General features: G+C 71.1%; 17 protein-coding genes. 7 read left to right on the forward strand and 10 right to left on the reverse strand.

The annotated features are described in order from the left end of the window. Positions 1–15: 15 nt before the first annotated feature. Positions 16–1,311 (reverse strand): ArgE/DapE family deacylase, encoded by a 1,296-nt coding sequence (locus ACESM1_RS08835; RefSeq protein WP_372619340.1) that lies wholly within the window; start codon positions 1,309–1,311, stop codon positions 16–18. 102 nt (positions 1,312–1,413) lie between these two features. Here ACESM1_RS08835 and ACESM1_RS08840 point away from each other — a divergent pair, with 102 nt between their 5' ends. Continuing rightward, a complete protein-coding gene (locus ACESM1_RS08840) occupies positions 1,414–2,445 on the forward strand; it encodes a histone deacetylase family protein (protein ID WP_372619341.1) in 1,032 nt (343 codons plus the stop codon). Here the strand turns inward: ACESM1_RS08840 and ACESM1_RS08845 are convergent. Together ACESM1_RS08845 and ACESM1_RS08850 are read right to left on the reverse strand one after the other, a co-directional pair. Then, positions 2,385–3,233, reverse strand: a complete 849-nt coding sequence (locus tag ACESM1_RS08845; protein ID WP_372619342.1) for a sterol desaturase family protein — start codon at positions 3,231–3,233, stop codon at positions 2,385–2,387. The two genes, ACESM1_RS08840 and ACESM1_RS08845, sit on opposite strands and share 61 nt — an antisense overlap. Positions 3,234–3,250: 17 nt before the next feature. Then, on the reverse strand, positions 3,251–3,889 hold the full coding sequence (locus tag ACESM1_RS08850) for a methyltransferase family protein (RefSeq protein ID WP_372619343.1): 639 nt from the start codon (positions 3,887–3,889) through the stop codon (positions 3,251–3,253). A gap of 196 nt (positions 3,890–4,085) precedes the next feature. Between ACESM1_RS08850 and ACESM1_RS08855 the strand changes: the two genes are divergently transcribed. Then, complete coding sequence (locus ACESM1_RS08855) at positions 4,086–5,591, forward strand: YifB family Mg chelatase-like AAA ATPase (protein WP_372619511.1); 1,506 nt, start codon at positions 4,086–4,088, stop codon at positions 5,589–5,591. Positions 5,592–5,597: 6 nt separating this feature from the next. On the opposite strand, the gene ACESM1_RS08860 is transcribed toward ACESM1_RS08855, so the two are convergent. From ACESM1_RS08860 to ACESM1_RS08890, 7 genes are all read right to left on the reverse strand, one after another. Beyond that, entirely contained in the window at positions 5,598–7,262 is a 1,665-nt protein-coding gene (locus ACESM1_RS08860; RefSeq protein WP_372619344.1) for a thiamine pyrophosphate-dependent enzyme, read from the reverse strand. Positions 7,263–7,267: 5 nt separating this feature from the next. After that, the gene (locus ACESM1_RS08865) at positions 7,268–8,221 is read right to left on the reverse strand and encodes a branched-chain amino acid transaminase (protein ID WP_372619345.1); all 954 of its coding nucleotides are present in this window, start codon (positions 8,219–8,221) and stop codon (positions 7,268–7,270) included. 5 nt (positions 8,222–8,226) lie between these two features. Next, positions 8,227–10,302, reverse strand: a complete 2,076-nt coding sequence (locus tag ACESM1_RS08870; protein ID WP_372619346.1) for a hydantoinase/oxoprolinase family protein — start codon at positions 10,300–10,302, stop codon at positions 8,227–8,229. Beyond that, complete coding sequence (locus ACESM1_RS08875) at positions 10,299–11,264, reverse strand: Bug family tripartite tricarboxylate transporter substrate binding protein (protein WP_372619347.1); 966 nt, start codon at positions 11,262–11,264, stop codon at positions 10,299–10,301. The genes ACESM1_RS08870 and ACESM1_RS08875 overlap by 4 nt, the downstream gene beginning before the upstream one ends. 1 nt (position 11,265) lies before the next feature. Then, a complete protein-coding gene (locus ACESM1_RS08880; protein WP_372619348.1) occupies positions 11,266–12,915 on the reverse strand; it encodes a hydantoinase B/oxoprolinase family protein in 1,650 nt (549 codons plus the stop codon). An 82-nt stretch (positions 12,916–12,997) separates the two neighbouring features. After that, the gene (locus ACESM1_RS08885; RefSeq protein WP_372619349.1) at positions 12,998–14,602 is read right to left on the reverse strand and encodes a GMC family oxidoreductase; all 1,605 of its coding nucleotides are present in this window, start codon (positions 14,600–14,602) and stop codon (positions 12,998–13,000) included. Continuing rightward, complete coding sequence (locus tag ACESM1_RS08890) at positions 14,602–16,620, reverse strand: FAD-dependent oxidoreductase (RefSeq protein ID WP_372619350.1); 2,019 nt, start codon at positions 16,618–16,620, stop codon at positions 14,602–14,604. The genes ACESM1_RS08885 and ACESM1_RS08890 overlap by 1 nt, the downstream gene beginning before the upstream one ends. A gap of 113 nt (positions 16,621–16,733) precedes the next feature. On the opposite strand from ACESM1_RS08890, the gene ACESM1_RS08895 reads away from it, so the two are divergent. The 5 genes from ACESM1_RS08895 to ACESM1_RS08915 are packed head-to-tail and all read left to right on the forward strand — an operon-like array spanning position 16,734 to position 22,248. Further along, positions 16,734–18,320, forward strand: coding sequence for an ABC transporter substrate-binding protein (locus ACESM1_RS08895; protein ID WP_372619351.1), 1,587 nt, complete (start codon positions 16,734–16,736; stop codon positions 18,318–18,320). 16 nt (positions 18,321–18,336) lie between these two features. Then, complete coding sequence (locus ACESM1_RS08900; protein WP_372619352.1) at positions 18,337–19,362, forward strand: ABC transporter permease; 1,026 nt, start codon at positions 18,337–18,339, stop codon at positions 19,360–19,362. Next, the gene (locus tag ACESM1_RS08905; RefSeq protein ID WP_372619353.1) at positions 19,359–20,261 is read left to right on the forward strand and encodes an ABC transporter permease; all 903 of its coding nucleotides are present in this window, start codon (positions 19,359–19,361) and stop codon (positions 20,259–20,261) included. The genes ACESM1_RS08900 and ACESM1_RS08905 overlap by 4 nt, the downstream gene beginning before the upstream one ends. Then, complete coding sequence (locus ACESM1_RS08910) at positions 20,258–21,271, forward strand: ABC transporter ATP-binding protein (RefSeq protein WP_372619354.1); 1,014 nt, start codon at positions 20,258–20,260, stop codon at positions 21,269–21,271. Before ACESM1_RS08905 ends, ACESM1_RS08910 begins: the two co-directional genes overlap by 4 nt. After that, positions 21,268–22,248, forward strand: coding sequence for an ABC transporter ATP-binding protein (locus ACESM1_RS08915; RefSeq protein WP_372619355.1), 981 nt, complete (start codon positions 21,268–21,270; stop codon positions 22,246–22,248). Before ACESM1_RS08910 ends, ACESM1_RS08915 begins: the two co-directional genes overlap by 4 nt. Positions 22,249–22,262 lie beyond the last annotated feature (14 nt).

The following is a 22,262-nucleotide window of genomic DNA, read 5'->3' on the forward strand; positions in this document are numbered from 1 at the left end:
GTCTGTGCCCTGCGGTCATCGGATGGCCTCCAACCCGCACCATTCGGCGATGCAGAGCGCGATGCTGCGCGTGATGTCGTGGATGCTGTCGAGGCCCACGCTCTCGTCGATGCCGTGGATCTCCTGCGCATCCGGCCCGAAGCAGGCCACTGGCGTGCCCTGGTAGAGCTGGAAGAAGCGCCCATCCGTCAGCCCCGTCGCCGGATAGTGGCGCAGTTCGCCGCCGGTCACCTCGGCATAGCTCCGCATCGCCAGTCGGACGATCGGCGCCTGCGTGTCGAACACGCAGGGGTCCGCATGGAACCCCCGGAACTCCACCTTCACCTTCGCCCCCCTCAGCGCCGGATCGCCGCGCGCCTCCTCGACGATGCGCACGATGTCGGCGCGCACCCGGTCGGCGGTGTTGCCCATCATCACGCCGACGCGCAGGCCGAGCTTCGCGCGCGTGGCGACCGAGCTGTTCCACTCCCCGCCGTCGAATGTTCCGAGATTCACGTTCACCGGATGGTTAACGCCGCGGAAGCTCACATGGATGTGTTCGGCGCGGTTCATCTCCCGTTCATAGGCCTCGAAGCGGGACCAGACCGCCATCGCCGCCTCCACCGCGTTCACCCCGGCCTGCTTGTCGCGTACATGCGCGGGGCGGCCGGTGACGGTGACGAAGGCCCAGACCACGCCGACCTCGGCAGAGTAGAGCGCCGGCAGGCCGGGGCCGGGTTCGGGAATGATCACCGCATCGGCCTTCGGCATCGCCACCATGCAGGCCAGCGCGCCGTTGCCGCTGCATTCCTCCTCGATCACCGACTGCATCTGCACTTCGGCCGCCGGTTGCAGGCCGGCTTCCTTCAGCGCACGGAAGGCCGTGACATAGCTCACGATGCCGGCCTTCATGTCACCGGCGCCACGGCCATACATGCGCCCCGACCGGATCGCGGGCTCGAAGGGGGGCGTGGTCCACTCGTCCTCGGCGCCCTCCGGCACCACGTCCACATGGCCCTGCAGCACCAGCGAGCGCCCCTTCGCCGCGCGCGGGCGATGCACGGCCACCACGTTGTCGCGACCGTCATACGGGATCAGCGGCGGGGAGAAGCCTGGATGGGCCGCCAGCGCGGCAGCATCCACCGGAACGCGCCGCGGCGCGAGGCCGATGCCCTCGTAGATGCGCGTCATCTCGTTCAGCGCCGAGTGCTCGTTGCCGAGCGTCGAGGGGCAGCGCACCAGCCGTTCGAGCATGCGCAGGCTGTCCTCGCGCAGCGCGTCGCAGGCCTCGAGGATGGCGCGCCGCGCGCCCTGGTCCATGCCGTCCGTCATGCCGCCCCAACCGGTTCCCTTGGCCGACTGCCTAACGCCGCCGGCCCCGCGGCGGAAGGCCCCTCGGTTCCGTGCGCTCGCCGGGCGGTCTAGCGTGAAAGGATGAAGGCCTTCGCCCATCCCGACCAGGCGCGGCACGACCCGCGCTTCTTCCTCATGCGCGGCCGGCAGCGGCCGAATTTCGAGGTGCCGGCTCGTGCCGCCGCGCTGGAGGCCGGGCTCGCCCGGCTCGGCATCGTGCCAGCGATCCCGCCGCCCGCGCGCCGCGCCGCGATCGAGGCGGTGCATGCGCCGGCCTATCTCGACTTCCTGCGCGACGCGCCGGCCGCTTGGGCGGCCCTGCCGGATCCCGGCCCGGAGGTGGTCGGCAACATGCACCCGACGCCGGAGATGCTCGCGCAGGGCGCGCGCCTGCCGGCGGGATTGGTCGGCCAGGTCGGCTGGTACACCGCCGACACCGCCTGCCCGATCGGGGCGGCGACCCATGCGGCCGCGCTCGGCGCCGCCGCCTGCGCGCTGGCCGCGGCGGGCGAGGCCGCGCAGGGACGCAGCGCCTATGCGCTGTGCCGGCCGCCGGGGCACCACGCCTATGCCGCCCGTGCCGGGGGCCATTGCTACCTGAACAACGCCGCCATCGCCGCCGAGGCGCTGCGCCGGGCCGGCGCGGCGCGGGTGGCGGTGCTCGACATCGACAGCCATCACGGCAACGGCACGCAGGGCATCTTCTGGACGCGCGGCGACGTGCTGACCGTCTCGGTCCATGGCGATCCCAACGCCTATTACCCCTGGTTCGTCGGCCATGCCTCGGAGCGCGGCGGCGGCGTGGGCGAAGGGTGCAACCTGAACCTGCCGATGGCCTATGGGACGGGCGACGCCGAATGGCTGGCGGCGATTGCCGCCGGGCTCGACGCCATCCGCGCGTTCCGGGCGGAGGCGCTGGTGCTCTCCCTCGGCTTCGACGCCAGCGAGGCGGAGCCGCTCGGCTTCCTGCGCGTCACTGCCGATGGCTTCGCCCGCGCCGCGGCGGCGATCTCCGCCGCCGGCCTGCCCACCACCATCGTGCAGGAGGGCGGCTACGCAGTGGAGGTGATCGGCTCGCTGCTGGAAGACTTCCTCGGCGGCTGGTCCGGCTGAGGCCGCGCCGCCTCGGCCGGTGCGCGGCGGAAGGGATAGATCAGCTGCGCCACGAAGCGCCGCGGGACCGGATCCTCGATTCCATAGCTGGTGGGGGCCTCGCCTTGCGGCATGTAGGCGGTGCCGAAGATGCGGTCGAGGAAGGAAAGCTGGCCGGCGAAGTTCCTGTCCCACGCCTTGCGCTCAGTGCTGTGGTGCCAGTGGTGGAAGGCGGGCGTGGCGATCACGCCCTCCAGCGCCCGCAGCTTCAGGCGGATGTTCGAATGCAGCAGCACGGAGTGCCAGCCGTAGAGCATCGCCGCCGCCGCCATCGCCCACTCGTCGAAGCCGAGAAGGATCAGGGGCAGCAAGCCGGAGCCCTTGGTCAGCACCTGGTCCAGCGGATGCACGCGATGGCCGGCGAGCCAGTCCATATGCTCGATGCTGTGATGAATGGCATGGAAGCGCCACAGCGCCGGCACGGTGTGGAACAGCCGGTGCACCCAGTAGAAGCACAGGTCGGAGATCAGGATGACGGCGATGATCTGCACCCAGATCGGCAGGCCGCCGACCGCCTGCGTGACCGCCTCCGGCATCGTCGCGTCGCGGAGCGCGAAGGCGATCAGCAGGACAGCCAGGAAGCCGAGCCTCACCAGGCAGCCGCCGAGCACGGCGTAGGCGAGGTCGAGCGAAAGCTCGGGCCGGGCAAGCGGCCGGCGATGCAGGGAAACCAGCCGCTCGAGCGGGACGAACACGGCTGCCAGCAGCAGCAGCCGCGGCAGCCCCAGGAACTCGACCAGCGCCTCCATCGCCGTCGCCGCGGCCCTCAGTAGACGCCGGGGATCAGGCGGTGGCGCACCTGGGCCGACAGCGCCAGATAGGCCGGATCCTCGCGCAGCACCCGCTCCTCCGCCCTGATGCGCAGCAGCTGGAAGCACCAGAGGGCGGCATAGACCGCGACGTTCCACAGTGCCGGCGCAGCCAGCAGGAAGCCGATATGGGTCAGCAGGTAGCCGGCATACATGGGGTGGCGGACCAGGCGGTATGGCCCGGAGGCCTTCACGCCCCGATTGGCGGCGACCACGCCGAAGCTCCGCCGCAGCACCAGCTTCGCCCAGAACTGCAGCAGGAAGCCCGCGGTCATCAGCCCCACCACGAGGCCCGCGGGCGCCAGCGCGCCCTCCCCGCCCGGCACCGCCAGCAGCGCCAGCCCGGTGCCGGCGAAGCCGTACAGCCAGTCGGAGGAATTCCGGCTGATGGTCTTCGCCGGGCGACGGAAGACGATGAAGCCGACCACCACCGCCTCCGAGACGAACAGCAGCAGATTCACGACATTGCCGTCGTTTACGATCGAGGGGATGAAGCGCATTGCCAGGAAGCCGAGCAGTAGGCTGACGATCACCCGCTCGGCGAGGTCGAGCGCCATCGCGCGCGGATCGGACTGGACGTTCGTGGCAACCGACATGGAACCCCCGCGGCCGGCGCGGATGCGCGCGTAACGGCGGCAAGTGTTACGGGCGGCCCGATGGCGCAGCAATCAAGCTTTCAGAAGGAATTGCCTGCCGGAACTCCGACGGTTCCTGACATTGTGCCGCGGTCGCGGCGCGACACTCCCAAGGGCCGGGTTGCGCCCGGCCGCGGAAACCTCAACCTTGGGTTCCGTGACCGCGATCGCCCGGATCCCGACCTTCGCCTTCAGCGGCATCGAGGCCGTGCCCGTCGAGGTGCAGGTGCAGATCGCGCCCGGCCTGCCGGCCTTCCTCGTCGTCGGCCTGCCCGACAAGGCAGTGGGTGAATCGCGCGAACGAGTGCGGGCGGCGCTGACCGCCATCGGCCTCTCGCTGCCGCCGAAGCGCGTGCTGGTGAACCTGGCGCCGGCCGACATCGCGAAAGAGGGCAGCCATTTCGACCTGCCGATCGCGCTCGGCGTGCTGGCGGCGATGGAGGTAATCCCGCGCGACGCGGTGGCGGAATTCGCCGCGCTCGGCGAGTTGGCGCTGGACGGCACGCTGGCGCCGGTCGCCGGCGTGCTGCCGGCCGCCATCGCCGCCGGCGCGCGGGAGCTTGGACTGGTCTGCCCGGGGCTGCAGGGGCCGGAAGCCGCCTGGGCCGGCACGGTGGAGGTGCTGGCCCCGCCCGACCTGCCGGCGCTGATCAACCATTTCCTGGGCCGCCAACTGCTCACTGCGCCCGAGCCGCCGGCGCTGGAGGCCGAGCCCTGGCGCGGGCCGGACCTCACGGAGGTGCGCGGCCAGGAAAGCGCCAAGCGTGCGCTGGAGATCGCGGCGGCCGGCGCGTTGAACCTGTTGATGCTCGGCCCGCCCGGCTCCGGCAAGTCGATGCTCGCCGCGCGGCTGCCGGGGCTGCTGCCCGACCTGACGCCCGCCGAGGCGCTGGAGGTCTCCCTGGTGCACTCGGTCGCCGGGATGCTGCACGGAGGCAAACTGCTGCGCCGCCCGCCCTTCCGCGACCCGCACCACTCGGCCAGCGTGCCGGCGCTGGTCGGCGGTGGGCATCGCGCCAAGCCGGGCGAGATCAGCCTGGCGCATCTCGGCGTGCTGTTCCTCGACGAGTGGCCGGAATTCCCGAGGCCCGCGCTGGAGGCGCTGCGCCAGCCGATGGAGACCGGGCGCACTACGATCAGCCGGGCGAATGCGCATGTCTCCTACCCCGCGCGCTTCCAGTGCGTTGCCGCGATGAACCCCTGCCGCTGCGGCTATCTCGGCGATCCGTCACGGGAATGCGCGCGCGCGCCGGGCTGCGGGCAGGACTACCAGATGCGACTCAGCGGGCCCCTGCTGGACCGGATGGACATCGTGATCGAGGTGCAGCCCATCGCCGCATCGGAGCTCGCTCGCGCCCCGGCTGGCGAGACCACCGCGGCTGTCGCCGCCCGCGTCGCCGCGGCGCGGGAGCGCACACGGGCACGCGGCGGCGCGCGCTGCAATGCGGAGGCTGGCTGGGAGGAGCTGCAACCAACGCTCGACGCCGACGCGCTGGCGCTGTTGGAGACGGCGGCCGCGCGACTGCGGCTGTCCACCCGCGGCCAGGTGCGGGCGCTGCGTGTGGCGCGCACCATCGCCGACCTCGCAGGCGCGGCGCGCGTGGCGCGGGCGCATGTGGCGGAGGCGCTGGCCTTCCGCCACCGCGTGCCGGGCCGCGGATAGGCCTCGCTACGCCTCGCGTCGCCGCCAGGCCGTGACCTGCAACGCCGAGGCGTGCACATGCACCACCGCCGGTACGCGCCGCGGCGCGAGGGCGGCGTCCAACGCCGATGCGATCTCCGCCTCGTCGCGGATGGTGAAGCCCTCCGCACCGAAGGCGCGGGCCCAGGCCGCGTAATCCGGGTTCACCAGATCCGCCGCCGCGGCCACGGGTCGGCCGGGATAGCGGTTCTGGTGATGCATGCCGATCGAGCCGTAGGTACGGTTGTCTGCGACGATCACCACTGGTGCAACGCCGTGTCGCATGGCGGTGGCGATCTCGTTGCCGGTCATCAGCGCGCCGCCATCGCCGACCACCGCAATGGCCTGCCGACCGGGATGACGCAATGCAGCAGCGACGGCCATCGGCACGCCCGCGCCCATGCCGCCCACCGCTGAGCCGAGGAAGATGTTGGACGGGCCGAACGGGATGTGGCGATGCACGAAGGAGGTGAAGTTGCCGGCATCCGTGGTCAGCACTGCATCGGCCGCCATCCGCTCCGCCAGTGCGACGCAGATTGCAGCGAAGTTCACCCCGTCCGGCGCCTTCTCGTGCACCGGTGCCGTGAGCTCGCGATGGATGCCATGCAGCTTCGCGACCCAGGCCGGGCGTCCGGGGGGCGGCGCGGGCGGCGTGCGGGCGAGCAGCCCTGCAACGACCGCATGCGGATCGGCGACGACCGGCAGTTCCGCGCGGAAGACGCGGTTGATCTCGGCGGCGTCGGGCCAGACATGGACGAAGGGCAGCTGCGGATCGGGTGCGGCTGGCCAGGTGTAGGACTGGCTCACCACATCCGTCATGCGCTCGCCGAGCGCGACGAGCAGGTCGGCCTCCTTCATCGCCGCCATCAGCCTCGGCTGCACGCGGTTGCCGACATAGCCGGCGTAGTGCGGATGGCGGCTGTCGAACAGGTGCGGCCAGCGATGCGTCGGCGAGACCGGCAGCATCCAGGCCTCGGCCAGCCGCGCGATGGCGGCGAGCTGCTCGGGCGTACCGTCCGCGAGGCTGCCGACATGCACCAGCGGCCGCTCCGCCGCGGCCAGCCGCCTCGCGAGTTCGTCGAGCTGCGCGGCCGATGGAAGCGGTGCGGTGCGCGGGCGCGGCGCGGCGAGCGGCAGGCCCTCCGCGTCGTCGTCCAACAGATCCTCCGGCAGGATCACCGCGACCGGGCCGGGCGTGCCGGATTCCGCCAGATGATAGGCGCGCGCGATCGCCTCGCTGGCCTGCGAGGCCTGCGACACCTCGATCACCGACTTGGTCGTGTCGCCGAGCAGCTTCGCGTAGTTCTGCTCCTGCAGCGCGCCGCGGCCCATGTCGCGCCGTTCGATCTGGCCGACCAGCAGCAGCATAGGCACCGCGTCGTGGAAGGCGGTGTGCAGGCCGATCATCGCGTTCGCCACGCCCGGCCCGCGCGAGACCAGGCAGAGCCCCGCGCGCCCACCACGCATACGCCCATCGGCCGCCGCCATGTAGGAGGCGCCGCCCTCGTGCCGGCAGACGATCAGCTTGAGCGCCGGCGCATCCGTCATCGCGTCCGTCAGGCCGAGGAAGCTCTCGCCCGGCACGCAGTAGATCAGGTCCGCGCCATGCGCGGCGAGGCTTTCCGCGACCAGGCGGCCGACGCTGCGCTTCACGCCGCTCATTCCGCCGCGGCGCGGGAGGCGCCGCCCCAAACCGGCGTCAGCCAGTGGCGGTATTTCGGCACGGCGCCGCAGACCACGTCGAAATAGAGCTTCTGGATCCGGCGGGTGATCGCGCCCGGCTTCCCTTCGCCGACGGGGTAGTGATCCACCGAGTTGATCGGCGTGATCTCGTGCCCGCTGCCGCAGAAGAAGGCCTCGTCACAGATGTAGAGCTCGGTGCGGTCGATCTCGCGCTCGATCACCTCCAGGCCGAGCTCGGCCTGCACCAGCCCGATCAGCGTCTCGCGGGTGATGCTTTCCAGGATATCGGCGGTCACCGGCGGCGTGATGATCTTGCCGTTGCGCACCATCATGAAGCAGGCGCCGGGCCCTTCCGCCACCTTTCCCGCAGCGTTCAGCAGGATCGGAATCTGGAAGCCGTTCAGCCGTGCTTCGATGTACGCGAGACGGGAGTTGTGGTAGTTCGCGCCCGACTTGACCCGCGATGGCGAGGCAAGATCGGAGTTGCGCCGCCAGGTGGAGACGCAGGTGGTGACACCCTCATGCACCTGCTTCGTGGTCGGCGTGGAGAAGGCGAGGATGAACATGCCGGTGCGGATCTCGCTCGGCAGGTAGTCCGTCAGGTTGCCCATGTCGAAATAGGCGACCGGGCGGTAGTGCACCTGGCCGCGATAGCCGCAGGCGCGGATCAGCTCGAGGCTCGCCGCCTCGATCTGCGCGTCGGTGTAGGGGATCGTCATGCGCATGATCTTGGCGCCCTGGCGCAGCCGCGCGATGTGCTCGGCGTGCTTGAACAGGAACAGCTCCTGCTCGGCCTCCGACCAGTAGGCGCGGATGCCTTCGAACACATTCTCGCCGCGCAGGACGCATTCGGTGGCGACATGCATCGTCGCCTGCTCCCAGGGGACCAGCTTGCCGTCCAGCCAGACGAAGGGCGCGCTCTTGGCCATGCGTTTCAACTCCCCTGGTCGATGTCGATGACGAGGTTGCCGTGCTCGTCGAGCATGAAGCTGGCGTCGGGACCGACGACGGTGGTGGATTCCCGCTCCTCCACCACGGCGGGACCGCGCAGCCTCTCGCCGGGTGCGAGGCGATAGCGGTCATACACGGCGCAGGGTGCGAGGCCGGTCTGCGGGAACCAGACCGGCCGCGTGCCCTTCAGCGCCGTCCCGCCGATGCTGCGGCCGAGCGCGGCCGGGACTTCGGGGCGGCTGGCGGTGGCGTGCAGGCGCCAGCTGAGCACCTCCATCGGCAAGCCCTCGATGCGGCGGTCGAACAGGCGTTCGTAGGCGTCGAGGAAGGCGCGCTCCACGCCGGCGGCGTCCAGCGCATCGGGCAGCGGCACGGGTATGTCGAAGCCCTGGCCGACATAGCGCATGTCCGCGCTGCGGCGGAACGTCACGTCGCCCGCCGCGGCACCGGCTTCCACCAGCAGGGCGCGCGCTTCCTGTTCCATCTCCGCGCAGAGCCTCGCCACCTCCGCCCAGTCCACGCCGGAAAGGCGGCGCACGCCGCTGCGCACCAGGTCGATCGCCGGCGCGGCCACCAGGAAGCCGAGCGCCGAAGCAACGCCGGCACCGGCCGGCACCACGATGCGCGAGAGCTTCAGCAGCTTCGCCAGGCCATAGGCATGCACCGGCCCCGCGCCGCCGAAGGCCATCAGCGCATAGCGCCGCGGATCCCTGCCCTTCTCCGCGATGTACATGCGCGTCGCCGCGGCCATGTTCTCGTTGACGACGGCGTGGATGCCGGCGGCGACCTCCAGCACCGACATGCCCAGCGGGCCGGCCAGCTCCTCCTGCACCGCGCGCTCCACGGCGGCGCGGTCGAGGCCCATCTCGCCGCCCAGGAAGTACTCGGGCGAGAGATAGCCGAGCAGCAGGTCTGCATCCGTGACCGTCGGGTGCCGCCCGCCGCGGCCGTAGCAGACCGGGCCGGGCACGCTGCCCGCGCTTTCCGGCCCCACGGTCAGCAGGCCCATGGCGCTGACCGCCGCGATGGAGCCGCCGCCGGCACCGATCTCGATGAGGTCGATCACCGGCACCTTGAGCGGCAGGCCCGAGCCCTTGCGGAACCGCTTCACGCGCGCGGCTTCGAAGGTGGAGGAATGCTCCGCCTCGCCGCCCTCGATGAGGCACATCTTCGCGGTGGTGCCGCCCATGTCGAAGCTGATCATGTCGGCAAGGCCGCAGGCCTGGCCGACATGCATCGCCGCCATCGCGCCCGCGGCCGGGCCGCTCTCGATCAGCTGCACCGGGTTGGCGCGGGCATGCCGCACGGTCGCGATGCCGCCTGCCGAGAGCATGAGGTGCAGCGGGCCTTCCAGGCCGCGCCGCTTCAGCTCCGCCTCCAGCTTTGCCAGATAGCGGTCCATCAACGGCATGACATAGGCGTTCACGCAGGCGGTGTTGGCCCGCTCATACTCGCGGATCTCCGGCGCGACCTCGCAGGAAAGCGTGACCGGCACGCCCGGCAGTTCCTCCCGCAGGATGGCGCCGACGCGGCGCTCATGCGTGGCGTCGAGATAGCTGTGCAGCAGGCAGACCGCGACGGCCTCCACGCCCTGCGCCTTGAGCGCGCGCGCGGCCTCCCGCACCTCGCCCTCATCGAGCGGCTTCAGCACGCGCCCCTGCGCATCGAGCCGTTCCGTCACCGCATGCCGACGCGGCCTCGGTACCAGTGGTTCCGGCTTCTCGAGCGCAAGGTCGTAGAGATCGTAGCGCATCTCCCGCCCCATCTCGAGGTTGTCGCGGAAGCCACGCGTGGTGACCAGGCCGATGCGCGCGCCCTTGCGCTCGATCACCGTGTTGGTGACCAGCGTGGTGCCGTGCACCACCTGTCGCACCTCGCCGATGCCGTTGCCGGCTTCGTCGAGAAGGCGGGCGATGCCGTCCAGGATGGCGCGGCCCGGATCCTCGGGCGTGGTCAGGCGCTTGCCGGTGAGCACGCGGCCGGCGGCCTCATCCACCAGGACGAAATCGGTGAAGGTGCCGCCGACGTCAACACCAATGCGAAGAGTAGCTGTCGTCATTCCGGCCTGATGCCTGCTGCCTGTACAACCTCGCGCCAGCGCGCCGTCTCGCTCGCCAGCATCTCCTTGAACGCCGCCGGGCCGAGACGCAGCCGATCGAGCCCCAGCGCCGGCAGACGCGCGGCCACCGCCTCGGAGCCCATCGCGGCCTGCGTCGCGACGTGCATCCGCTCCGCCATCTCGTCGGGAATGCCGACCGGGCCCAGGATGCCCCACCAGAAGGACGCCAGCAGGTCCACGCCCTGTTCGCGCAGCGTCGGCACGTCCGGCAGCGCGGCCATGCGGCGCTCCGCGGCCACGCCGATGGCGCGCATCTGGCCGTTGGCGATCATCGGTCCGCCGGTGGCGAGTGCCTGGATCATCGCCTGCACCTGGCCGGCGAGCAGGTCGGGGATCGCCGCGCCGGTGCCACGATAGGGCACATGCGTGAGCTGCACATTCGCCTTCAGCCGCAGCAGCTCGATCATCAGATGCGTGCTGGTGGCGACACCGCCGGAGGCGACGTTGAGCGTGCCCGGCCGTTCGCGGGCTGCCGCGAGGAACTGCCGCAGGTCCTGCCAGGGCGAGGCAGCCCCCACCACCACGATGGCCGGCGCCGCGGCAATGGCCGAGATCGGCGTGAAATCCTTCGCGGCCTCGAACGGCGCCTGTCGCCCGGCGGCGACCTGCAGCGCCGGGATGGTCGCCAGCGGCGTGTCGCCGAACAGCAGCGTGGTGCCGTCCGGCGGGCTGCGCATCACCATCTCCGCGCCGATCTGGCTGCCGGCGCCGGCGCGGTTCTCGACCACGATCGAGGTGTTCAGCTGCTTGCCGAGTTCCGGCGCCAGCAGGCGTGCCAGCGTGTCCGAACCGCCGCCAGGGGCGAAGGGCACGATCAGCCGTATCGGGCGCTGCTGCGCATGGGCAAGCGCAGGCATCGCGAGAGTGGTGGCAACGAGCGCACGGCGTGACAAGCTCCGCATCTCAGGCCTCCTGTCCGTAATCCCGTCTCGCGCCGTTGCGCGTGACGTAGCCATCCTCCACGTCGCGCCGAACCGCTTCCGGGTCACGGTCGCGGGGGTCACCGTAACCCCCGCCGCCGCCGTAATGCATCACCAGTCTGTCGCCGGGCTGCAGCATGGAGCGGCCCTTGGGATGCGGCCGCGTGCCGTCCTGCTTCGCCACCAGCGCCGGCGCGCCGGCGCCGCCGCCCCCCTGGCCGCCCGCCGGGTGCTTCATGCGGTCGGCGATCAGCGACAGCCGCACCGGCTCGTCGGACATCACCTCGAGCTCGACCTCCTGCCCGAGGCCGCCGCGCCACCTGCCGGGGCCGCCGCTATCCGCAAGCAGGTCCTTGCGCCAGATCAGCACCGGGCAGCTCGCCTCGAACGCCTCGATGGAGCCGGAGCCGGAGTTGGTGGGGAAGGCGGTGGCGTTCAGCCCGTCGCGCCCCTCGCCCGCGCCCATGCCACCGCTGCCGAACAGCACCTGGGAGAAGCGGTCGCCGCGGCGGTCGCGGCCCGTCACCACCGGCCGGGGCGAGGGAGAGGCGCTGTCGGCGATTATCCTGCCCGGCACCACCTGCGCCAGCGCGCCATAGATCGCGCCGGAGAGGAACAGCCCCGTCAGGTGCCGCGCATTCACTGCCGCCGGATAGCGCGGGTTCAGGATCGAGCCCTCCGGCGCCGTCACCGTCACCGCGCGATAGCTGCCCTCGTTGCGCGGCGTGTCGGGATCGAGCGCGCATTTCAGCGGATAGACGGTGTAGGCGTAGGTGTAGTTCATCACGCTGTTCAGCCCGCGCGCGACCTGCGGCGAGGTGCCGGCATAGTCCACCGTCAACGTGTCGCCCTTCACCCTGACGGCGCATTCGATGCGCGTCTCGGCATCCTCGTAGCCGTCGGCGTGGATCACGTGGCGCCAGGTGCCGTCCGGCAGGGCAGCGATCGCCTTGCGCATCGCCTGGTCGGCGCGCGACTGCAACTCGGCGGAGAGGTCCGTCAGGTCTTCCAGACCCGTGTCGTCCAGGAACTCCAGCAGCCGGCGGGCGCAGACGGTCTGCGCGGTGACCTGCGCCGCGATGTCCCCCATCACCTGGTCGGCGACGCGCACATTGGCGCGGATCATCTTGGTGAGCTCGCGGTTCTCCCTGCCCTCCATCATCAGCTTGGTGGGTAGGATGCGGATGCCTTCCTCGTACACCTCCTGGCAGTCGGCGGACCACAGAACGCCGCCGATGTCGGGCATGTGCGAGGTGGCGCCCGCGAAGGCGACCAGCTTGCCGTTCCGGAACACCGGCGAGACGGTGGTGATGTCGAGCAGGTGTCCCGTCGCCATCCAGGGGTCGTTCGTGATCAGCACGTCGCCCGGACGCAGCTCCTCCACCAGGATCTCGGCCAGCATGTGCTTCAGCGTACGCGGCAGCAGGCCGACGAAGCTCGGGATGCCGGTGGAGTTCTCGGCGAGACTTGCGCCTGAGGCATCCATCAGCACCGTCGCGTAGTCGTTGGATTCGCGCACGATGGTGGAGAAGGACGTACGCAGCAGCGCGGCCGCCGCCTCGTCGGCGATGGAGATCAGCCGGCTCCAGAGGATCTGGAGCGTCACAGGGTCGAAGCGGCCAGCGTCTCGCATGCGGGTCCTGTCGTGCTTGTCCGTACCACTTTGCCAGCTCCTCGCGCGGCGTCGAGCCCCTCAGGCGCCGCAAGGCCCGCGCTCATTGCATGCCGGCGCCGCGCCTGGCCAGGATGTGGTCGGCGCTGCGCAGCGCCAGCGCCTGGATCGTGTGGGCCGGGTTGACGGCCGCCGCCGTCACGAAGGTGCTGCCATCGGCGAGGTAGAGATTCGGCACCGCATGCGCGCGGCCCCAGCGGTCCACCACGGATGCTGCCGGGTCATCCCCCATCCGCGCGGTGCCCATCAGGTGGAATCCGGCATCGGCGACCAGCGGCGTCGCCTGGGTCTGCTCGGCGCCGATCGCCGCCATGAGCTCCGCCGCGCGGGCCAGGCCGTGGTCGAGGATTGCGCGGCTGTTCTCGCCGACACGGTAGATCATGCGCACGCCCGGCAGTCCCTGCGCATCGGCGCGGTCGGGCGCCAGCTCGACGCGGTTCGCCTCTTCCGGCAGGTCGTCGGCGCAGATCGAGATCGCCAGCGTGTGGCCGAAGCTGCGCGCGAAGGCGGCGTGGTGAGCGCTGCCCCAGGGCAGCCGTCCGAGACCGCCGCCGGCCAATGCCATGCCGGTCGGACCGGTGCCGCGCAGCACCTGCATCTTGAAGCCGCGCACGAAGCCGCGACGGAGATCCGTCTCGTAGAACTGGCGGGAGACGATGCCGCCGGCGGCGATGCCCCGATGCCCGCCGACCTGCTCGGCGAAGCGGCCGCCTAGGCGCGCCAGCGGATGCAGCATCAACCGCCGCCCGACGAGGCCGCTGTCATTCGCCAGGCCCTCCGGAAAGCGCGCGCTCCGCGAGAGCAGCAGCAGCCGCGGCGTGCCGAGCCCGTTCGCCGCCACCACCACCACATCGGCCGCCACGCGGTGCCGCGCACCGCGGGCATCCAGCCACACCGCGCCGGTCGCGCGCTCGCCTGCCGCATCGGTCAGGATGCGCTCCACGCGTGCGCCGGCGACCAGCCGCGCGCCGGCGGCCAGCGCAGCGGGCCAATAGGTTATGTCGGCCGAGGCCTTGGCGCGTCTGTGACAGCCGATCTCGCAGGGGCCGCAATGGTTGCAGGCGGACCGGCCGACGAGGTCGCGCGTCGTCACCGCGATGTCAGCCGGCCACCAGTGCCAGCCCAGCCGCTCGAAACCGGCGACGACGCGGTCTCGCTCGAAGGGCAGCAGCGATGCGGGCGGCAGGCGCTCGCCCTGCCCGGGCGGATAGGCGGGGTTGCCGGGCGCGCCGGCGCAGCCGCTCATCCGCTCGTTCAGCGCGTAATAGGGCGCGAGTTCGTCATAGGTCAGCGGCCAGTCGTCGCCGACAGCATCGAGCGTGCGCATGCGGTAATCGGAGGGGTGGAAGCGCGGCAGATGCGCCGACCACATCACCGTGGAGCCGCCGACGCCGGCGAACATCAGCGGGCGGATCGGGCAGGCGGAATCGTCCACCGGATAGTCCGCGAAGGCAGCGCGGCGATTCGGGTTGGGATGCCAGTCGCGCATCCGCCGCCGCTCCCAATCCGGCTGATCGGCGGGGCCTGTCTCGGGCGGCGCCCAGCCGCCGGCCTCCAGGCAGAGCACGCGCACGCCCTGCGTCGCGAGCCGCCAGCTCAGCGCCGCGCCGCCGGCGCCGGCGCCGATGACGAGGACCTCGGTTTCCATCAGAGCGCGCGGCCGATCTCGTGGCCTTCGAACACCGCCTCGATCGCAGAGCGCGGCGATGCGCAGTCGCCAGCCAGGTGCAGCGCAGGCGGCGCGTTGCGGCCGGCGAGCCGCGTGCGCAGTTCCGCGGCGAGCCCGTCGCGCGGCAGGCCGTGCGCTGGCGCGATCACCGCGTCAAATCCGGACACCTCCTCCAATTCGCCGGTCGAGAGATCGGCCAGCACCGCCTCGCCCGGCCCGCGCCAGGCATGGAGGGTGTGCAACGCCAGGATCCTCACGCCGGCCCGCTTCAGGCGTTGCCGCCATGCGAAGGAGGAGTAGATGTTCACCTGCCAGCCAGGCGTGCCGGTCGGCGCAATGAGCGTGACCTCGCGCCCGGTGCCGGCGAGCCATTCGACGAAGCCGGCGATCGCAAAGCTCCCGAGGTTGTCCTGCACCGCAACACGGCGCGGCAGCGCCTCTGGCACGGCCAGCGCCTGCTCCATGGTCAGGCCGGTGCCGCCGCCGGGGAAGGTGCTGCCGGCCGGCTCGACGCCCAGCGCCAGCACCACCGCATCCACTCCGGCGGCGAGCACCAGCCCGGCATCGGCACGATGGTTGAGCCGCACAAGTACGCCGGCACGTTGCAGCGCCGCGCGCTGGAAGTCGAGAAGCTGCGCCATCTCGCCGCGCAGCGCCGGCTGCCGCTCGGTCCAGGCGAGCGCCCCGCCGAGCCGGTCGAAGGCTTCCCACAGTTCCACCTGATGGCCGCGGCGCGCGGCGATGGCCGCGGCTTCCATCCCGGCCGGGCCGCCGCCCACCACCAGCACGCGGCGCGGCGTGGCAACTGGCGGCGGCGGCTCCGGCCATTCCGCCTCGCGCCCGGCGCGCGGATTGGCGAGGCAGGTGATGGCCAGCGACTGCGCCAGGAAGCCGGCGCAGCCCTGATTGCAGGAGAGGCAGGGCCGCCCCTCCGCCGCCCGCCCCTCCGCCGCGAGGCGCACCAGCGCCGGCTCGGCGATGTGCGCGCGCGCCATGCCGACCATCGCGATGTCGCCATCCGCCAGCATGGCGTCGGCTGCGGCGATGCTGCGGAAGCGGCAGACGGCGAAGACCGGCACATCCTGCCCCGCCTCGCGCAGCGCCGCGGCGATGCCGCGCGGCAGGTGGTGGAAGCTGTCGGGCGCGAAGGCCATGTCGGCCATCTGCGTCGAGATGGTGGCGCTGCCGTGATAGGCGCTGTGGCTGACATTGACGAAGTCCACCGCCACCTCGCCGCAGAGCCGCGCAACGATGCGCTGCATGTCCGGCAGCGTCAGCCCGCCTTCGAGGAACTCGTCCGCCGAGACGCGCAGCCCGACCGCGACGCCGGCACCGACCGAAGCGCGCACGCGGCGCAGGCATTCCAGCGCGAGCCGCATGCGGTTCTCCTCGCTGCCGCCCCAGTCATCGGTGCGCCGGTTCACCGCCGGCGAGAGGAACTGCTGCAGCAGGTGGCCATGCGCCATGGTCAGTTCGATGCCGTCCAGCCCGGCCTCGACCAGGTTCGAGGCGACCTCGCCATGGGCGGCGATCACCTGCGCGATCTCCTCCTCCGTCATCGGGTGCGGCGGCGGCGCGGTGGCGGTCCATGGTACCGCGGAGGCCGACCAGGATGGCGTCCGCGCGAAGTTGCCGTCGATGTGCCGGCCGAGATGGATCACCTGGCCGAACAGCCGCGCGCCTTCCTCCTGCACCGCGCGCGCGATCTTCGCGAAGCGCGGGATGGCGTTGCGCTCATAGCCATTGACGCCCTGGCGCCGGCCGAGCGAGGAGCGGTGGACGCGGATACCCTCGAATACGATCAGCGCCGCACCGCCGCGCGCCCTTTCCCGATGGTAAGCCAGATGACGGTCGGAAGGCAGGTTGTCCTCGCCGTAATTCGTGGTATGGGCGGGCACCAGGATGCGGTTGCGCAACTCGACGCCACCGATGCGCAGCGGGCGGAAGACATTCGGATGACGCCGGGCGCCGGCCATCTCCCACGGTCCATCCGGCATCGTTCACCTCCCCTGCCACATCCCCAGCGCTTGCAGTCTTGACGCGAAGAGGCTGCGAGGCAACCGTAGATGTCCGGACAAGGTGCGTCACAGGACGAACGGGAGAGGCAATGATGAAGCGCAGGGATCTCATGCTGGCGGGCGCCGGGACGCTGGCGCTTCCGGCCTACCTTTCGTTGACAAGTTCCGGCGCGCTGGCACAGGGCGCCGGCCGTACCTTGCTGCTCGCTGCGCCTGGCACGCCCGAGGGCTTCGACGGCGACGCGCTGCGCCCCGGCACGCAGGAGACGGTGGTGCAGGTCTATGAAGGCCTGACACGCTATGGCCGCACCGAGCGCAACGGCCGTACCTACCTGAACCCCGAGGTCGTGGAAGGCCATCTCGCCGAGAAATGGGCGGTCTCCTCCGACGGCCTCAAATACGTGTTCACCCTGCGCCAAGGCGTGAAGAGCGCCTATGGCAACGAGCTGACGGCCGCCGATGTCGAGTGGTCCTGGGCGAAGTCCTTCGCGCAGCGCCGCACCGGCAATTTCATCGCCAACGTCTCCAACGTCACCGGCGTGAAGGCGCTGTCGCAGCGGGAGGTGGAGTTCACCCTCAACGCGCCGTCCTCGATCTTCCTCTCAGCGCTGACGCTCTACGTGCCGGGCATCTACGACAGCACCGAGGTGAAGAAGCACGCCACTGCCGAGGACCCCTGGGGACTCCGCTGGATGGAGACCAACACCGCGGGCTTCGGCGCCTATCACCTGCAGAGCGTGCGGTCCGGCGAGCAGGCGGTGTTCGTCGCCAACCCGAACTACTTCGGCCGCAAGCCCCATTTCGAGCGCATCATCTACCGCGCCGTGCCCTCCGGCGCATCGCGCATGACGCTGCTGCGCAGCGGGCAGGTGCATTGGATCGATCGGCCGACCGTGCAGCAGGTGCTGGACATGCAGCGCGACCGCCGCGTGAAGGTGGAGGACCAGGCCGGTCGCGCCATGGCCAGCGTGCGCATGAACTGCGCCATGCGGCCCTTCGACGACGTGCGCGTGCGCCGTGCGATGAACTACGCGGTCAACAAGGACGCGATCAAGCAGGGCGTGATGCTCGGCACCGGCGAGATTGCGCGCAGCATCATCCCGCCGATCGTCGGCGGCTACGATCCCTCGTTCTTCGTCTACGACCACAACCCCGAACGCGCCCGCGCGCTGCTGGCCGAGGCCGGCTTCCCCAACGGGTTCGAGGTGGAGTTGCTGTTCTCCAACATCTGGTGGTGGGAAGAGCCGATGGCGGTGCAGCTGGCCGACCAGCTCAAGGCGGTCGGCATCAACTGCAAGCCGCAGCGCATCACCGGCTCCGACCTGCGCGCGCGCGGCGCCCCGGCGCGGCAGGACATGGCGCTGTTCACCTTCGAGGACGGGCCGATCGTGCTCGACCCCGTCTACACCATCTCGCTGCTGGCGCGCTCCACGGGCGTGTCCAATCGCGCGAAGTACAACAACCCCGCCTTCGACGCGCTGGTGGACCGCGCGCGCACCAATCCGGACAAGGCCGTGCAGGCCGCCGCGGTGAAGGAAGCGCAGCGCGTGTGGATGGAGGATGCACCGTGGATCTGCACCGTCTATCCGCAGACCTTCGAGGCGATGGCGCCCAACGTCGCCGGCTGGGTTCCGCACCCGGACGAGCATGAGCGCTGGGTGGATCTGAAGGCAGGCTGAGGAGGGCGCAGGGGCGATGTCGGCGGCAACGATCGGGCGGTTCCTCGCGCGACGTGCATTGCTGCTCGTGCCGCTGCTGATCATCGTCTCCTTCCTCTGCTTCATGCTGGTAAGGATCAGCGGGCAGGACCCGGTGGCGATGCTCGCCGGGCCTACCGCGACCGCCGCCGAGATCGAGCTGGTGCGCACCTCCCTCGCGCTCGACCAACCGCTATGGGCGCAGTTCCTGGTATGGCTGGGGAACGTGCTGCAGGGCGATCTCGGCCGTTCCTGGCTCAGCAACCGCCCGGTGCTGGCGGAGTTGCTGGACCGCGCGCCGGCGACTCTGGAACTGCTGCTGTATGGCGTCGGGCTTGGTGCGCTGATCGGGATCCCGGTCGGGCTGAAGGCGGCGCAGCGCCCGGACGGCACCTTCGACCAGGTCAGCCGCTTCCTCTCGCTGCTCGGCTTCTCGACGCCGACCTACTGGCTCGGCCTGGTGATGCTGTTCGTCTTCTTCTACCTGCTGGACTGGGCGCCGCCGGGCATGGGGCGGATCAGCCTGATGGTAGACCCGCCACCGCACATCACCGGCAGCTATCTCTGGGATTCGCTGCTGCAGGGAAGACAGGAGGCCGCGGCCTCGGCCGCCGCGCAGCTGGTGCTGCCGGTGATCTGCATCGCCATCATCTCCGCCGCGCCGATCATCAAGCAGACCCGCGCCATCGCGCTGGAGGTGCTGTCGAGCGACTTCATCCGCTATGCCCGCGGCCAGGGCCTGCCGGCGCGCGACGTGAGGCGGATGGTGCTGCGCAACAGCATGGTGCCGGTGGTCACCTTTGTAGGGACCGAACTGGCCGGCCTGGTCGGCACCACCGCGCTGATCGAATACGTCTTCGCCTGGGGTGGCGTCGGCCAGTACGGGTTGACCGCAATCATCCAGGGCGACTTCGCCGCGGTGCAGGGCTACGTGCTGATGCTTGCCGTCTTCTCGGTGCTGGTGTTCCTGGTGGTGGACCTCGCGGTGATGATGCTCGAACCCCGGGCGGGAGCGCGCGCATGAGCGACCTTGCCCTGCCAGGCGCCGCTGCCGCCGCGCCCTCCTGGCCGTCCCGGGCGGCAGCGCGGCTGGCCGGAATCTCACGCCGGTCGCCGACGCTCGCGATCGGCGCGGCGATCATCCTGGGCTTTGCGGTGCTGGCGCTGTTCGCCACCTGGATCGCGCCGGAGAACCCCGTCGCCTCCAACCCTGCGCGCGTGCTGCAGCCGCCCGGGCCGGGCATCTGGTTCGGCACCGACGGCAACGGCATGGACGTGCTCAGCCGGGTGATTCATGGCTCGCTCTATGCCTTCGGCATCGCCATCCCGGTGGTGATCGTGGCGCTGCTGCTGGGCGTGCCGGTCGGGCTGTGGACCGGCTGGAGCGGCGGCTGGCCGGATGAGATCGTCATGCGTGGCTCGGACGCGCTGCGCGTGTTTCCTTCCATCATCCTCGCACTCGCCGTCGTGGCCGCGGCGGGGCCATCGCTGCTGAACGTCGTGCTGGTGCTCGGCTTGCTCGACGCGCCGATCTTCGCGCGTGTGGTGCGCGCCGAGGTGCTGGCGCTGCGCGGCGGCACCTTCGTGGAAGCCGCCGTCGCGGCCGGCAATCCGACTCGGCGTATCCTGTTCCGCCACATCCTGCCCAATGCGCTGCGCGGCGCGATGGCGCAGACTGCGGTGCGCGCCGCCTGGGCGGTGCGCATCAGCGCCACGCTCGCCTTCCTCGGCGTCGGCATCCAGCCGCCGACGCCGGAATGGGGTGCGATGATACGCCAAGGTGCGGAGTACATGGTCACCGGCGAGTGGTGGGTTGCGGTCTTCCCCGGTGCGGCGCTGATCCTGATGGTCCTGGGGCTGAACATGCTGGGCGATGGCCTGGCCGACTTGCTCGATCCGCGGCGAAAGGCAGCGACCAGATGACGGCGCCGCATGGCGGCGACACGTTGACGGCGCTTCTCGACGTTCGCGACCTGCACACGCATTTCATCGCCCGCGACCTCGACAACAAGGTGCGCACGGCGCGCGCGCTGAACGGCGTCTCCTTCTCCCTGGCGCCAGGGCGGATCCTCGGCCTGGTGGGCGAGACCGGCGCCGGCAAGTCGCTGACCGCGCTCTCCGTGCTCGGCCTGCTCAAGCCGCCGGCGCGCATCGTCGGCGGCCAGGCCTTCTTCGAGGGACGTGACCTGCTGGCGCTGCCCCCGGACGAGCTGAACGCGCTGCGCGGCAGCCGCATCGGGCTGGTGGTGCAATCGCCCAAGACCTCGCTTGATCCGCTGGCGCGCATCGGCGCGCAGCTGGTGCGACTGCAGCGGGCGCACCGTCCTGCTCTCTCCGCCGCAGAGGCGGAGGCGCGCGCGGTGGAGATCCTCGCCTCCGTCGGCATCCCCGATCCGCAGCGCCGCCTGCGCGCCTGGCCGCATGAGCTTTCCGGTGGCATGGCGCAGCGCGTGCTGATCGCGATGGCGCTGGTGAACGAGCCGGCGCTGCTCATCGCCGACGAGCCGACCACCGGCCTCGACGTCACCGTGCAGGCGCAGATCCTCGACCTGCTGCGCGCGATGGCGCTGGCGCGCGGCATCGGCGCGGTGATCATCACCCATGACCTCGGCGTTGTCGCGCACTACTGCGACGAGGCGGCCGTGATGTTCGCCGGGCAGGTGGTCGAACAGGGGCCGGTCGGTCCGCTCTTCGCCCGACCTGCGCATCCCTATACGCGCGGGCTGATCGCCGCGACGCCGGAGCGGCTGACGCTGCGGGCGCAGCGTCCCACCGGCTCGCCGCCCAACCTCTACGCGCTGCCGGAGGGATGTCTGTATCGCGACCGCTGCCCGATCGCCGAGGCGCGCTGCGCCACGCCGCCGCCGCTGGTGGCGCTGCCCGAGGGGCATGTTGCGAGCTGCCATTTCGCCAGCACGGATGCCGCGGCATGAGCGCCCCCATCCTGCAAGTGACCGGCCTGGCCAAGCGCTTCCCGACACCCGGCGGCGTGGTGAACGCGGTGAACGACGTCTCCTTCACCCTCTCGGGCGGCGAGACGCTGGGCCTGGTGGGCGAGAGCGGCTCCGGCAAGTCCACGCTGGGGCGCTGCGTGCTGCGGCTGGTCGCGCCCTCGGCCGGGCGCATCGTCTTCGCCGGGCAGGACATCACCACCGCGCCGGAATCGCGCTGTCGTGCCCTGCGCGGTTCGATGCAGATGGTGTTCCAGGATCCCTGGGCCGCGCTCAACCCGCGGATGACCGCGCGCGACCTGATCGAGGAGATGCTGCTGCTGCACACGCGCCTCTCCCGCGCCGAGCGGCGCGACGAGGCGGAGCGGCTCGGCCTGCGCGTGCGGCTGCCTTCGGCGATGCTCGACCGCTATCCCGGCGAACTGTCCGGCGGCCAGCAGCAGCGCGTCTGCATCGCGCGCGCCATCGCGACGAAGCCGGCGCTGATCGTGCTGGACGAGCCGACCTCCTCCCTCGACCTCTCGGTTCGCGCCGGCATCCTCGATCTGCTCGCGGAGTTGAAGGAGGAGACCGGCGCGGCGATGCTGTTCATCACCCACGATCTCGGAACGCTGCGGCTGATGGCTGACCGGGTGATGGTGATGTATCTCGGCCGCGTGGTGGAGCAGGCGCCGGCTGCCGAGATCTACGAGCGCCCCGCGCATCCCTACACCCAGGCGCTGATGAGCGCGCATCTGCCCGCCGACCCGACCGCGAAGCTCGCACGCCATGTGCTCACGGGCGAGATCCCGAGCCCGATCAACCTGCCACCCGGCTGCGCCTTCGCCAGCCGCTGCCCGGTCGCGCTGCCGAACTGCCGGGAGCGGGCGACGAACCTCGAAGCGGTGCCCGGCGCGCAGGCGACCCACCGTGCCGCCTGCCTGCGGCTGGCGGATGGCGGCAACCGCATCCCCGGCTGAGCCACGGAGACGAC

It is taken from the genome of Falsiroseomonas sp., from assembly GCF_041690465.1.
In the GTDB taxonomy this organism is placed as follows: domain Bacteria; phylum Pseudomonadota; class Alphaproteobacteria; order Acetobacterales; family Acetobacteraceae; genus Falsiroseomonas.

What these genes read in the sequence shown, in the direction of transcription:
- ACESM1_RS08885 (WP_372619349.1), bottom strand. Translation starts at nt 14,602, where the DNA reads ATGGAAACCGAGGTCCTCGTCATCGGCGCCGGCGCCGGCGGCGCGGCG.
- ACESM1_RS08870 (WP_372619346.1), bottom strand. Translation starts at nt 10,302, where the DNA reads ATGACGACAGCTACTCTTCGCATTGGTGTTGACGTCGGCGGCACCTTC.
- ACESM1_RS08900 (WP_372619352.1), top strand. Translation starts at nt 18,337, where the DNA reads ATGTCGGCGGCAACGATCGGGCGGTTCCTCGCGCGACGTGCATTGCTG.
- ACESM1_RS08865 (WP_372619345.1), bottom strand. Translation starts at nt 8,221, where the DNA reads ATGGCCAAGAGCGCGCCCTTCGTCTGGCTGGACGGCAAGCTGGTCCCC.
- ACESM1_RS08915 (WP_372619355.1), top strand. Translation starts at nt 21,268, where the DNA reads ATGAGCGCCCCCATCCTGCAAGTGACCGGCCTGGCCAAGCGCTTCCCG.
- ACESM1_RS08875 (WP_372619347.1), bottom strand. Translation starts at nt 11,264, where the DNA reads ATGCGGAGCTTGTCACGCCGTGCGCTCGTTGCCACCACTCTCGCGATG.
- ACESM1_RS08880 (WP_372619348.1), bottom strand. Translation starts at nt 12,915, where the DNA reads ATGCGAGACGCTGGCCGCTTCGACCCTGTGACGCTCCAGATCCTCTGG.
- ACESM1_RS08835 (WP_372619340.1), bottom strand. Translation starts at nt 1,311, where the DNA reads ATGACGGACGGCATGGACCAGGGCGCGCGGCGCGCCATCCTCGAGGCC.
- ACESM1_RS08895 (WP_372619351.1), top strand. Translation starts at nt 16,734, where the DNA reads ATGAAGCGCAGGGATCTCATGCTGGCGGGCGCCGGGACGCTGGCGCTT.
- ACESM1_RS08910 (WP_372619354.1), top strand. Translation starts at nt 20,258, where the DNA reads ATGACGGCGCCGCATGGCGGCGACACGTTGACGGCGCTTCTCGACGTT.
- ACESM1_RS08845 (WP_372619342.1), bottom strand. Translation starts at nt 3,233, where the DNA reads ATGGAGGCGCTGGTCGAGTTCCTGGGGCTGCCGCGGCTGCTGCTGCTG.
- ACESM1_RS08905 (WP_372619353.1), top strand. Translation starts at nt 19,359, where the DNA reads ATGAGCGACCTTGCCCTGCCAGGCGCCGCTGCCGCCGCGCCCTCCTGG.
- ACESM1_RS08890 (WP_372619350.1), bottom strand. Translation starts at nt 16,620, where the DNA reads ATGCCGGATGGACCGTGGGAGATGGCCGGCGCCCGGCGTCATCCGAAT.
- ACESM1_RS08840 (WP_372619341.1), top strand. Translation starts at nt 1,414, where the DNA reads ATGAAGGCCTTCGCCCATCCCGACCAGGCGCGGCACGACCCGCGCTTC.
- ACESM1_RS08850 (WP_372619343.1), bottom strand. Translation starts at nt 3,889, where the DNA reads ATGTCGGTTGCCACGAACGTCCAGTCCGATCCGCGCGCGATGGCGCTC.